Source organism: Streptomyces poriticola (assembly GCF_036689765.1).
GTDB classification, from domain to species: Bacteria; Actinomycetota; Actinomycetes; order Streptomycetales; family Streptomycetaceae; genus Streptomyces; species Streptomyces poriticola.
On sequence record NZ_JBAGKH010000002.1, the window covers coordinates 554,863 to 566,717 of the forward strand.

The 11,855-nt window shown below is 73.9% G+C and carries 10 protein-coding genes; 4 read left to right on the top strand and 6 right to left on the bottom strand.

Annotation, left to right across the window (positions count from 1 at the left end; all coding sequences use genetic code 11):
• Positions 1 to 273: 273 nt before the first annotated feature.
• Entirely contained in the window at positions 274 to 1,365 is a 1,092-nt protein-coding gene (locus tag V5O46_RS05060; RefSeq protein WP_332883176.1) for a PP2C family protein-serine/threonine phosphatase, read from the top strand.
• 33 nt (positions 1,366 to 1,398) lie between these two features.
• Here the strand turns inward: V5O46_RS05060 and V5O46_RS05065 are convergent, their stop codons facing one another.
• The 5 genes from V5O46_RS05065 to V5O46_RS05085 form a co-directional block, all read right to left on the bottom strand.
• Positions 1,399 to 2,130 carry a potassium channel family protein gene (locus V5O46_RS05065; protein ID WP_332883177.1) on the bottom strand — a complete coding sequence of 244 codons (732 nt, stop codon included), beginning with the start codon at positions 2,128 to 2,130 and terminating at the stop codon, positions 1,399 to 1,401.
• Positions 2,123 to 3,496, bottom strand: coding sequence for a TrkH family potassium uptake protein (locus V5O46_RS05070; RefSeq protein WP_332883178.1), 1,374 nt, complete (start codon positions 3,494 to 3,496; stop codon positions 2,123 to 2,125). Before V5O46_RS05070 ends, V5O46_RS05065 begins: the two co-directional genes overlap by 8 nt.
• 169 nt (positions 3,497 to 3,665) lie before the next feature.
• On the bottom strand, positions 3,666 to 4,109 hold the full coding sequence (locus V5O46_RS05075; RefSeq protein WP_332883179.1) for a DUF6299 family protein: 444 nt from the start codon (positions 4,107 to 4,109) through the stop codon (positions 3,666 to 3,668).
• 136 nt (positions 4,110 to 4,245) lie between these two features.
• Positions 4,246 to 4,644: a RidA family protein gene (locus tag V5O46_RS05080; protein WP_332883180.1), complete on the bottom strand. Its 399-nt coding sequence runs from the start codon at positions 4,642 to 4,644 to the stop codon at positions 4,246 to 4,248.
• Positions 4,641 to 5,801, bottom strand: coding sequence for an acyl-CoA dehydrogenase family protein (locus V5O46_RS05085; RefSeq protein ID WP_332883181.1), 1,161 nt, complete (start codon positions 5,799 to 5,801; stop codon positions 4,641 to 4,643). Before V5O46_RS05085 ends, V5O46_RS05080 begins: the two co-directional genes overlap by 4 nt.
• Before the next feature lie 173 nt (positions 5,802 to 5,974).
• On the opposite strand from V5O46_RS05085, the gene V5O46_RS05090 reads away from it, so the two are divergent.
• From V5O46_RS05090 to V5O46_RS05100, 3 genes are all read left to right on the top strand, one after another.
• The gene (locus V5O46_RS05090; protein WP_332883182.1) at positions 5,975 to 7,666 is read left to right on the top strand and encodes an AMP-binding protein; all 1,692 of its coding nucleotides are present in this window, start codon (positions 5,975 to 5,977) and stop codon (positions 7,664 to 7,666) included.
• Positions 7,663 to 8,493 carry a PaaX family transcriptional regulator gene (locus tag V5O46_RS05095; protein ID WP_332883183.1) on the top strand — a complete coding sequence of 277 codons (831 nt, stop codon included), beginning with the start codon at positions 7,663 to 7,665 and terminating at the stop codon, positions 8,491 to 8,493. The genes V5O46_RS05090 and V5O46_RS05095 overlap by 4 nt, the downstream gene beginning before the upstream one ends.
• Before the next feature lie 118 nt (positions 8,494 to 8,611).
• The gene (locus tag V5O46_RS05100) at positions 8,612 to 9,511 is read left to right on the top strand and encodes a sulfotransferase family protein (RefSeq protein WP_332883184.1); all 900 of its coding nucleotides are present in this window, start codon (positions 8,612 to 8,614) and stop codon (positions 9,509 to 9,511) included.
• On the opposite strand, the gene V5O46_RS05105 is transcribed toward V5O46_RS05100, so the two are convergent.
• Entirely contained in the window at positions 9,495 to 11,846 is a 2,352-nt protein-coding gene (locus V5O46_RS05105; protein WP_332883215.1) for a bifunctional salicylyl-CoA 5-hydroxylase/oxidoreductase, read from the bottom strand. The two genes, V5O46_RS05100 and V5O46_RS05105, sit on opposite strands and share 17 nt — an antisense overlap.
• Positions 11,847 to 11,855 lie beyond the last annotated feature (9 nt).

Here is an 11,855-nt window from a genome sequence, read left to right on the forward strand (position 1 = left end):
GTTGGCGGGAATCCTCCGCCGCCCGGTCGCCCCCTGGGCGCCGAGCGGAGGCGACCGGGACACCGGCGACGCCTTGTACGCCGTACAGGACCGTGCCGGGCAGCCGGCCGAGGCGGCGAGCGGCCCCCCGCGGTCCCGGCGCGTGCGCGGGGCCCCGGGTTCGTAAGCTGGTAGCGGCGACGCGGTGCGACAACCGGGCGGCGCCGGGCCCGACGGACGCCCTGCGCCGGACACGGACACAGGCGTCCGCCCCGGAACCAGGGAGGCGGCCGGATGGCACTCCGCAGACCCCGTCGTCCGGACGCGGCGAACCTGCTTCCGGTCGCGGTCATGGCCGTCGTGGCGGTCCTCGACGCCGCGGTCGGTCCCAGCCTGGGCCTGCTGCCCGTCTACGCGGTGGGGCCCGCCCTGGCCGCGGCACACGGCACCGTACGCCATGTCGTGGCCATGGGCGCGGTCGCGGGCGCACTGTGCGTGACCACCGGGGCGGTCTCCGGGCTCATCGGGCACACCCGGGTGTACGTGGCCCTGGCCGCCATCGTCTACGTCACCCTCGCCGGTGTGTACGCGGCGAGAATGCGGCTGCGCACGGAGCAGCAGCTGGTGGACGTCCGGACGGTCGCGGACACCCTGGAGGACGTGCTGTTCTCGCCGGTACCCGCGGTGATCGGGCCGGCACGCATCGCCGCCTGCTACACCTCGGCCGGCAAGGACACCCGGATCGGCGGGGACCTGTACGAGGCGGTCCCGTCGCCGTACGGCGTCCGGCTGATCATCGCCGACGTGCAGGGCAAGGGGCTGGGCGCGGTACGGGGCGCCGCCGCGGTGCTGGCGGCCTTCCGCGAGGCCGCCGCGGACCGGGACCGGCTCGAGGAGGTCGGCGAGCGCATCGACAGCGCGCTGGAGCGCAGAACCGACGGTGACCGCTTCGTGACCGGGGTGCTGGCGCAGCTGAGCCCCGCCGGGGAGGTCGTCCTGATCAACTACGGCCATCCGGCCCCGGTGCTGCGCCGAGCCGACGGCACGCTGGAACTCGTCGAGCCCCGTGCGCCGGCCCCGCCCTTCGGTCTGACGGCGCTCGCCGACGCCGAGCCGTCGAGCGTGCGGGTGCCGCTGTCCGCGGGCGCGCGGCTGCTCTTCTACACCGACGGGCTGAGCGAGGCCCGGGACCCGGAAGGGCGGTTCTACCCGGTGGTGGAGCGGGTGGGCGATGCGCTGGCGGCCCCGGGGCTGGAGTCCGCGCTGCGGCTGCTGCGGGCGGACGTACAGGCGTTCAGCGGGCGGCCGGGTGCCGACGACTCCGCGCTGCTCCTGGTCGAGTTCGCCCCGGGGCCGGGACGCCGCCGTACCGACGGGCTGCCGTGACGCGGCTGCCCGTGACGCGGCTGCCGGTCCGGCTCAGCTCAGGTCGGCGAAGGTCTCCACCGCGCGGGTCTTGCCGGTGACCACGATGACGTCACCCTTCTGCACCACCGTGTCGGCGCTGGCGTAGGTGAAGGCCTCGCCGGGGCGTTTGATGCCGACGACGGTGACGCCGTAGCGGCTGCGGACCTGGCTCCGGCCCAGCGGGACGCCGGTGACCGGGTCCGGGGCGATGGTCTTGACCAGGGCGTAGTCGTCGTCGAACTCGATGAAGTCCAGCATGCGGCCGGCGACCAGGTGGGCGACGCGTTCACCCATCTCGTGCTCGGGGAGGACGACGTGGTGGACGCCGAGCCGTTCCAGGATCTTCCCGTGCTGGCGGCTGATGGCCTTGGCCCAGATGTTGGGCACCTCGGCGTCCAGCAGATTGGAGCTGACCAGGATCGACGCCTCGACGTCGGTGCCGATGCCGACGACGGCGCTGGTGAACTCGTGGACGCCGAGCTGGCGCAGCACCTCGGGGTCGGTGGAGTCGGCGACCGCCGAGTGGGTCAGGCCGTCGCTGTACTTCTGCACCAGGCGCGGGTCGGTGTCGATGCCCAGGACGTCCCAGCCGTGGTGCATCAGCTCGTTGGCGAGCGAACTGCCGAACCGGCCCAGGCCGATGACGGCGATCCGCTGGTCGGCGGCCGGCCGGGCGGCCCGCGCGCTCTTCCCGGCGCGGCGCTTGCCGCGCAGCCGGCGCAGGGAGTTCAGGTGGTCAACCAATGACGGGTCGCTCCTCGGGCAGTTCGTAGCGGCGGACGCGCTCGCGCAGGGCGAGCGCCGAGACGAGGGTGACGGGGCCCAGCCTGCCGACGAACATCAGCAGGACGAGGATCAGCTGTCCGGCGTCGGAGAAGTCGGCGGTGATGCCGGTGGACAGGCCGACGGTACCGAAGGCGGAGACGGTCTCGAAGAGCACCGCCTCGAAGGGCAGCGAGGTCAGGCTGAGCAGGGCCAGCGTGGCGCTCATCACCAGGCCGACGCCGAGCAGCGCCACCGTCAGCGCCTGGCGCAGCACGTGCGGGGCGAGTCTGCGGCCCAGGACCGCGGAGTTGGGTTCGCCGCGCACCTCGGCGATGATCGCCACGGCCAGTACCGCGAAGGTGCCGACCTTGATGCCGCCCGCGGTGCCCGCGCTGCCGCCGCCGATGAACATCAGCATGCAGGTCAGCAGCAGCGTGGAGGGGTGCATCGCGCCGATGTCGAGGGAGTTGAAGCCCGCGGTCCGCGACATCGCCGAGTGGAAGAACCCGCTCAGCAGCTTCTCGGACCAGTCCTGCGGCCCGAGGGTGCCGGCGTTGGTCCACTCCAGCGCGCAGGTCAGCACGGTACCGACGGCCAGCAGGGCGAGGGTCGTCACCAGGGTGAGCCTGGTGTGCAGCGTCCAGTTGCGGCGGCCGGTGCTGCGGCGCCGGTACCGGTGGCGCAGCAGCTCCAGCAGCACGGGGAAGCCGAGACCGCCGAGGATCACGGCGGCGGCGACGGGCAGCGTGATCCAGGGGTCCTCGGCGTAGCGGGTGAGGCTGTCGGGGTGCAGTCCGAACCCGGCGTTGTTGAAGGCCGACACGGCGTGGAAGTAGCCGAGGTACACGGCGTCGGCGATCGACTCGCCGTAGCCGTAGCGCAGCCGCAGGGAGAGGACGGCGCCGACGGCGAGCTCCACGGCGAGGGTGGTGCCGGCCACGCCGAGGAGCACCCGGCGGACGTCGCCGATGCCGAGGCTCTTGGTCTCCGCCTGGGCGGTGAGCTGCATGCGCAGGCGCAGCCTGCCGGAGACCAGCAGGGCGAGCAGGGACGCCATCGTCATGATGCCGAAGCCGCCGATCTGGATCAGCGCCAGGATCACGCCCTCGCCGAGGCCACTCCAGTACGTGCCGGTGTCCACGACCACGAGCCCGGTCACGCACACCGCGGACGTGGCGGTGAACAGCGCGGTGACCAGCCCGGTCGCCGTGCCGTCCGCGGCGGAGACCGGGAGGGCGAGCAGCCCCGTGCCGAGCAGGATCACGGCGGCGAAGGCCATCACGACGGCACGGGCCGGGTGGGTGGTGAACAGCCACTCGCGCGCCCGCACGGAACGTCCTGCCACCTGCTGCCCTTCTGCGGAATCGATCCGTCAAGGATCGATCGGTTTCGTGCGGATTAGGTGGGGATTCGCGCCAAACCCGTGCGGGCGTCACCTTACCGGGTGATGTTCCGCGTGGACCGGCCCCCTGCGTCGTCGACGAGGGGGGCCGGTCCGGTGACGTCCGCGCTGCTCAGTACGCCACGAGCGTCACGTCCTGCGCGTTGCGGGCGTGGAAGCCGGGCAGCGGCAGGCCGCCGAGCCCGCGGAGCTCCATCAGGGTGGCCTCCACGCGGGCCGGCCCCGGCTGCAGGGCGGTGTCCGGGGACGGCCGGCCGGTGTTGACCCAGCGGTGCGCGGTGCCGTCGCAGACGGCGCGGGTGCCGCCGATGCCGTGGCGGACGGTGCCGGACTCCTGGGCGACGGAGGAGCTGACGAAGACCGGGCCGGTGCCGCCGGCGCACCGGTAGGTGCCGGAGAGGGTGACGGTGCCGTCCGCGGCGATGTGGCCGGTCGGGTCGACGGTCACCGTCCCGGTGTCGTACGACGCCGCGGATGCGGCACCCGCCGGAGCGGCCGGCAGCAGCAGCGCGGCGGCGAGGGCGGTGAGGGCGGTGAGGGCGGGGCGTACGGGCATGGTGGGGGGCCTCCCGGTCGGTTCGTCGGTGGGGGGGCTTCCACTGGTACCCGGCGGCCGGGCCGGCGGCCGTCATCCTCACCCCTTCGGTGGCGCGTCCGCGCCGGTCGCTGCTGGCGGCGCCGGGGCCCGTGCGTCAGGGCAGCACGGCGAATCCGTCGAGTTCCACCAGTGCCCGCTCGTCCCACAGGCGTACGACCTCCACCACCGCCATCGCGGGGTAGCGGCGGCCCGCCGACTCCCGCCAGATGCGGCCCAGTTCGGCTGCATGGGTGCGGTACGCGGCGACGTCGGTGGCGTAGACGGTGACCCGGGCGAGGTCGGCGGGGGTGCCGCCGGCGGCGCGCAGGGCGGTCAGCAGGTTGCCGAGGGCGCGCGCGAACTGCTCGGGCAGGGTGTCGCCGGTGACCTCGCCGTCGGTGTCCAGGGCGGTCTGGCCGGCCAGGAAGACCACGCGGGTGCCGGTGGCGGTGACGGCGTGGGAGAAGCCGGTGGGCGGGGCGAGCTCGGGCGGGTTGATGCGCTCGGCGGTCACGCGGCGTCCTCCGGGTCGTCGGCTTCGGCTTCGGCTTCGGCGAAGGAGGCGTACAACTCCTTGGCGATGATGCCGCGCTGGACCTCGCTGGCGCCCTCGTAGACGCGGGGTGCGCGCACCTCGCGGTAGAGGTGCTCCAGCAGATGGCCCCGTTGCAGCGCCCGCGCGCCGTGCAGCTGGACGGCGCTGTCGACGACGTACTGGGCGGTCTCGGTGGCCAGCAGCTTCGCCATCGCGGCTCGTTTCGGCACGTCCGCGGCGCCGGTGTCGTACGCCGTTGCGGCCGCATAGACCAGCAGGCGGGCCGCCTCGGTGCGCAGCGCCATCTCGGCTACCTGGTGGGAGACGGCCTGCAGATCCCGCAGCCGGCCGCCGAAGGCCTCCCGGCGCGCGGTGTGCGTGAGGGTCGCGTCGAGCGCGGCCTGCGCCATGCCCACGGCGAACGCGCCGACGCTGGGCCGGAACAGGTTGAGGGTGTCCATGGCGACCCGGAAGCCGCGGTCGGGTACCCCGAGCACGTCGTCGGCACTGACGGGGACGGCGTCGAAGGCGAGGGCACCGATGGGGTGCGGAGAGAGCATCTCCAGGGGCGTCCCGGTGAGGCCGGGCCGGTCGGCGGGCACCAGGAAGGCGGTGACGCCGCGGGCTCCGGCCCCGGCCGTGGTACGGGCGAAGACGGTGGCGAAGTCGGCCTCGGGGGCGTTGGAGATCCAGCGCTTGTCGCCGGTGAGCCGCCAGCGGCCGGGGCCGTCGGGTTCGGCGGCGAGGGACAGCGCCGCCGCGTCCGATCCGGCGCCCGGCTCGCTCAGCGCGAAAGCGGCGACCGCGGTGCCGTCGCTCACGCCGGGCAGCCAGCGGTCCCGCTGGGCGGGGGTGCCGTGGGCGTGCACCGGGTGGGCGCCCAGGCCCTGGAGGGCGAGGGCCGTCTCGGCCTCGGTGCAGGCCTGGGCGAGGGACTCGCGCATCAGGCAGAGGTCCAGGGCGCCGGAGGCGAAGAGCCGCTCGAGGAGGCCCAGGCGGCCGAGTTCGGCGAGCAGCGGCCGGTTGACGCGGCCCGGCTCGCCCTTGCCGGCGAGCGGGCGCAGCCGCTGCGCCGCCTGGGCACGCAGCTCGGCACACCAGGCGGTCTGTGCCGGTTCGAGCGAGAATGCGGTCATCGCCGGTCCTCTCTCCGCGGGTCCACCCGACCGTTCCCCGCGCGGGGCGCCGACCCGTTCTCCGCGCGGTTCACCCGACCGTATCGCGTCCCATTGACTGCCGTCACCAAGGCGATACGCTCCTGGTGCGAGCCCACCAGAGCCCACCACCGCAGGCAAGGGGGCGAACCGCCATGACCGGCCCGACCCGATCCGCCCACGTCGACACCTTCGCGCGCGATCACCTCCCGCCGCCCGAGCAGTGGCCCGCGCTGCGCTTCGACCTGCCGGAGCTGCAGTACCCCGAACGGCTGAACTGCGCCGCCGAGCTGCTCACCCACGGCGCCCCCGGCCACCCGGTCTTCCGCACCGCCTCCGGGGACGCGTGGACCTACGGCGAGCTGCGCGACCGTGTCGACCGGTTGGCCCATCTGCTCAGCACCGACCTCGGGGTGGTGCCCGGCAACCGGGTGCTGCTGCGCGGTCCCACCACCCCGTGGCTGGCCGCCTGCTGGCTGGCGGTGCTCAAGGCGGGCGCGGTCGCCGTCACCGTGCTGGCCCAGCAGCGCCCGCACGAGCTGCGCGCGATGTGCGAGATCGCCCGGGTCGGGCACGCCCTGTGCGACATCCGGTCGGTGGACGACCTCGCCAAGGCGGACGTGCCGGGACTGCGGATCGTCACCTACGGCGGCGACTCCCCCGACGACCTGCTGCGCCGTCCGGCGCCCGACGGGCCGTACCCGGCGGTCGACACCGCGGCCGACGACGTGGCGCTGATCGCCTTCACCTCCGGCACCACCGGCCGCCCCAAGGGGTGCATGCACTTCCACCGGGACGTGCTGGCGATCGCCGACACCTTCTCCGCGCAGGTGCTCCGGCCGCGCGCCGACGACCTGTTCGCCGGCAGTCCGCCGCTCGGTTTCACCTTCGGGCTCGGCGGACTGGTGGTCTTCCCGATGCGGGCCGGGGCGAGCGCGCTGCTGCTGGAGCAGGCCGGGCCGAAGCAGTTGCTGCCCGCGATCGCCGAGCACCGGGTGTCGGTGCTGTTCACCGCGCCGACCGCGTACCGGGCGATGCTGGAGTCGCTGGACGGGCACGACGTGACCTCGCTGCGGCGCTGCGTCTCGGCGGGCGAGAACCTGCCGGCGGCCACCTGGCGGCGCTGGCACGAACGCACCGGGCTGCGCATCATCAACGGCATCGGCGCCACCGAACTGCTGCACATCTTCATCTCCGCCGCCGACGAGCACATCAGGCCGGGCACGACCGGCCTCCCGGTGCCGGGCTGGCACGCGCGCGTGCAGGACGCCGACGGGGTGCCGGTGCCCGACGGGGAGCCAGGGCTGCTGGCGGTGCGCGGGCCGGTCGGCTGCCGCTATCTCGCCGATCCGCGGCAGCGGGAGTACGTGCGCGGCGGCTGGAACATCACCGGGGACACCTATGTCCGCGATCCGGACGGCCGGTTCCGGTACGTCGCCCGCGCCGACGACATGATCATCTCGGCCGGGTACAACATCGCGGGCCCGGAGGTGGAGGACGCCCTGCTGCGCCACCCGGACGTGGTGGAGGCCGCGGTGGTCGGGCGGCCGGACATCGGCCGCGGGCAGGTTGTGGTGGCGTACACGGTGCTGCGGGAGGGCGCGGCGCGGGACGCGGAGGCGCTGGGCGCCTTCGTCCGCTCCGAGCTGGCTCCGTACAAGTGTCCCCGGGAGTTCGTGTTCCTGGACGCGCTGCCGCGCACGGCCACGGGCAAGCTGCAGCGGTTCCGGCTGCGCAGCGGGCACGCCGGGCACGACGAGCACGCCCGGCACGGCGACCGCACCCATGGCGCCGATCACACCGATCGCACCGAGGGGACCCGCGGTGACCCCGACGACCTAAGATGATCAACGTGTCCGATCAGCACGTGCAGCACGCCCCGAGGTCCCTGATCGTCACGCTCTACGGCGCGTACGGCCGGTTCACGGCGGGCCCGGTGCCCGTCGCCGAGCTGATCCGGCTGCTGGCCGCGGTCGGTGTGGACGCGCCGTCGGTGCGCTCGTCGGTGTCCCGGCTGAAGCGGCGCGGCCTGCTGCTGCCCGCCCGCACCGCCGAGGGCGCGGCCGGATACGCGCTGTCGCCCGAGGCGCGGCAGCTGCTGGACGACGGCGACCGGCGTATCTACGCGGGCGCACCGCCGGAGGACGAGGGCTGGGTGCTCGCGGTGTTCTCGGTGCCGGAGTCGGAGCGGCAGAAGCGGCATGTGCTGCGCTCCCGGCTGGCCGGCCTCGGCTTCGGCACCGCGGCGCCCGGTGTCTGGGTCGCACCGGCCCGGCTGTACGAGGAGACCCGGCACACGCTGCGGCGGCTGGGGCTGGCCGGGTACGTGGACCTCTTCCGGGGTGACCACCTGGGGTTCACGCCGACCGCGGAGGCGGTGGGGCGCTGGTGGGACCTGGCCGCGATCGCCAAGGAGCACGAACGGTTCCTGGACCGCCACGCGCGTGTGCTGCGCGGCTGGGAGCGCCGGGCGGACACCCCGCCCGAGGACGCCTACCGGGACTATCTGCTGGCCCTGGACTCCTGGCGACATCTGCCGTACACCGACCCCGGGCTGCCCGCGCGGCTGCTGCCCGCCGACTGGCCGGGCGCCCGCTCGGCGCAGGTGTTCCGGGCTTTGCACGAGCGGCTGCGGAACGCCGGGGCGCGCTATGCGGGCGTGCCCGAGCAGTGATCCGCTCCTTCACAAGGCAGCAGCCCACCCTGTGACTTGAGTCACATTTTTCCCGCCCGGGGCAACGTGCGGGGTTCTCCCATCCTCTTCTCAGAAATATCCCCTACGGTGCTGACGCATGAGTCTCATGCGTAGCTTGAACCGGGCGCTCACCGCCACCACCGGCCTTCAGGTGCGGAGGGCTCCCCGGCCGGGCCCGCCCAGACCCGGCCCGCCCGCCGAGCCGGAGACGGCCGCGTACCGGTGTCCGTCGGCCGGGGATCTGCCGGCCGAGCGGTTGCTGCGGCAACCGGTCTTCATCATCTCGTCGGTGCGCTCCGGCTCCACCCTGCTGCGCATGATGCTGGGCGCGCACTCCCGGCTGCACGCCCTGCACGAACTGCATCTGGGCCGGATGGAGGTCACCTGCGGCAGCAAGCTCTCGGCGGCCGCGATGTCGGCGCTCGGACATGAGCGCGGCGATCTGGAGCATCTGCTGTGGGACCGCGTGATGCACCGTGAACTGCTCAGGTCCGGCAAGGACTTCATCGTCGAGAAGACACCGGGCAACGCCTTCATGTTCCAGCGGGTCCGGGACTGCTGGCCCGACGCGCGGTTCGTCTTCCTGCTGCGCCACCCCGGTTCGATAGCGCTGTCGTGGCACGAGAGCGACCCGGTCAAGCGGCCGTACGACAAGGCGGTCGCCGAGGTGCTGCCCTATCTGACGGCCGTGGAGGAGGCCCGCGGCTCCGGCGCCGACGGCTGCACCGTGCGGTACGAGGACATCACCGCCGACCCCGAGCGGGAGATGCGCCGGCTGTGCACCTTCCTCGGCCTGGACTACGAGCCGGGCATGCTCGACTACGGCAAGAAGGACAACGGCCGGCTGATCCGGGGCCTGGGCGACTGGCGGGAGAACATCCGCACCGGCACGGTGCAGCAGGGCCGTGAGCTGCCGAAGGACGACGAGATCGCCCCGGAGCTGCTGCCGATGTGCCGGACCTGGGGTTACGCGGACCGGCTCAGCTCCCGAGTGTGAGCCGGGGCCGCGGGGCGTCGGTGCGGCCGGTGCGCGGGCGGCGGCTGCCCGCCCGGTACGCCGCCGGCCACACCGCGCCGGGGCCGGTGTAGCCCTGCTCGGCCGCGGCGTGCAGCGTCCAGTGCGGGTCGTAGAGATGGGGCCGGGCCAGGGCGCACAGGTCGGTGCGCCCGGCCAGGATCAGCGAGTTGACGTCGTCCCATGAGGAGATGGCGCCGACCGCGATCACCGGGACCCGGGCCTCGTGCCGGATGCGGTCGGCGTACGGCGTCTGGTACGACCGCCCGAACTCCGGTCGCTCGTCCGCGACTACCTGCCCGGTGGACACGTCGATCGCGTCGGCGCCGTGCGCGGCGAAGGCCCGGGCGATCTCCACGGCCTCCTCGGCGCTCGTGCCGCCCTCGGCCCAGTCGGTGGCGGAGATGCGTACGGTCATGGGCCGTTCGCCGGGCCACACGGAGCGTACGGCGTCGAACACCTCCAGCGGGAATCGCAGCCGTCTCTCCAGGGTGCCGCCGTAGGCGTCGGTGCGGCGGTTGGTGAGCGGGGAGAGGAAGCCGGAGAGCAGATAGCCGTGGGCGCAGTGCAGTTCGAGCAGGTCGAACCCGGCGCGGGCGGCGCACCGGGCGGCGGCGGTGAACTGTTCGCGCAGATCGGTGAGGTGCGCCCGGCACAGCTCGCGCGGGATCTGGCTCTCCGGCCGGTACCGCAGCGGGGAGGCGGCCACCAGCGGCCAGTTGCCGTCGGGCAGCGGTTCGTCCATGCCCTCCCACATCACCTTCGTCGAGCCCTTGCGCCCGCTGTGGCCGAGCTGGACTCCGATCGCGGTGCCCGGAGCCCCGGTGTGCACGAACTCCGTGATCCGCCGCCAGGCCTCGGTCTGCCGGCCTGTGTACAGGCCGGCACAGCCGGGGGTGATGCGGCCCTCGGGGCTGACGCACACCATCTCGGTCATCACCAGGCCGGCCCCGCCCATGGCCCGGGCGCCCAGGTGGACCAGATGGAAGTCGCCGGGGACGCCGTCGACGGCCGAGTACATGTCCATCGGGGAGACGACGACCCGGTTGCGCAGGGTCAGACCGCGCAGCCGGAACGGGGTGAACATCGGGGGTGTCCCGGGCGGGCAGCCGAACTCGCGCTCGACGGCCGCGGTGAAGTGGGCGTCGCGCAGCCGCAGGTTGTCGTGGGTGACCCGGCGGCTGCGGGTGAGCAGGTTGAAGGCGAACCGGCGGGGCGGCTGGTCCAGGTAGCGGGCCAGGTCCTCGAACCACTCCAGGCTGGCGCGGGCGGCGCGCTGGGTGGAGGCGACGACGGGCCGCCGCTCCTTCTCGTACGCGGCCAGCGCCTCCTCGAGTGAGGGCTGCTCCTCCAGGCAGGCGGCCAGGGCGAGCGCGTCCTCGACGGCGAGCTTGGTGCCGGAGCCGATGGAGAAGTGGGCGGTGTGGGCCGCGTCGCCGAGCAGGACGACGTTGCCGTGCGACCACCGCTCGGTGACGACGGTGCGGAAGGCGGTCCAGGCCGGCTTGTTGCCGCGCAACGGACGGCCGCCGAGGGCGTCGGCGAAGATCTTGGCGCAGCACTCGACGGACTCCTCCTCGGACATGGTGTCGAACCCGGCCGCGCGCCACACCTCCTCGCGCATCTCGACGATCACCGTGGAGGCGCCAGGCGCGAACGGATAGGCGTGCAGCTGCATCACGCCGTGCTCGGTCTCGGCGATCTCGAAGCGGAAGGCGTCGAAGGCGAGGTCGGCGGCCAGCCAGAGGTAGCGGCAGCGGTGCGGGGTGAGATGCGGGCGGAAGACGTCCGCATAGGCGCTGCGGGTGGTGCTGTGCACACCGTCCGCGGCGACCACGAGGTCGTACTCCCGCGCCAGCCGGTCCGGGTGCGGGGCCTCGCTGCGGAAGCGCAGTTCGACGCCGAGGCCGCGGCAGCGCTCGTGCAGGATCTCCAGCAGACGGTGGCGGCCGAGGGCGGCGAAGCCGTGGCCCGTGGAGGTGTGGCGGATGCCGCGGTGGACGATGTCGATGTCGTCCCAGCGGACGAAGTCCCGCTCCAGGGCCGCATGGACCACGGGGTCGGCGTGCTCGATGCCGCCGAGGGTCTCGTCGGAGAGGACGACGCCGAAGCCGAAGGTGTCGTCCGGGGCGTTGCGTTCCCAGAGGGTGACCTGCCGGTCGGGGGCGAGGCGTTTGAGGAGGGCGGCGGCGTAGAGCCCCCCGGGGCCTCCTCCGGCCACGGCGACTCTCAGGGGGTGGTTCCCGTCGCGCGGGTGCCGGGTCGGCGCGGCCGGCCGCGCCCCCCGGCGGCGCCCCGGGGCGGCCCCCCCCCCCATCGGAAGAGC

Bases quoted from the DNA above. Each gene is read 5' to 3' on its own strand.
- V5O46_RS05060 (WP_332883176.1), top strand. From the start codon at position 274: ATGGCACTCCGCAGACCCCGTCGTCCGGACGCGGCGAACCTGCTTCCG.
- V5O46_RS05075 (WP_332883179.1), bottom strand. From the start codon at position 4,109: ATGCCCGTACGCCCCGCCCTCACCGCCCTCACCGCCCTCGCCGCCGCG.
- V5O46_RS05085 (WP_332883181.1), bottom strand. From the start codon at position 5,801: ATGACCGCATTCTCGCTCGAACCGGCACAGACCGCCTGGTGTGCCGAG.
- V5O46_RS05090 (WP_332883182.1), top strand. From the start codon at position 5,975: ATGACCGGCCCGACCCGATCCGCCCACGTCGACACCTTCGCGCGCGAT.
- V5O46_RS05095 (WP_332883183.1), top strand. From the start codon at position 7,663: ATGATCAACGTGTCCGATCAGCACGTGCAGCACGCCCCGAGGTCCCTG.
- V5O46_RS05100 (WP_332883184.1), top strand. From the start codon at position 8,612: ATGAGTCTCATGCGTAGCTTGAACCGGGCGCTCACCGCCACCACCGGC.
- V5O46_RS05105 (WP_332883215.1), bottom strand. From the start codon at position 11,846: ATGGGGGGGGGGGCCGCCCCGGGGCGCCGCCGGGGGGCGCGGCCGGCC.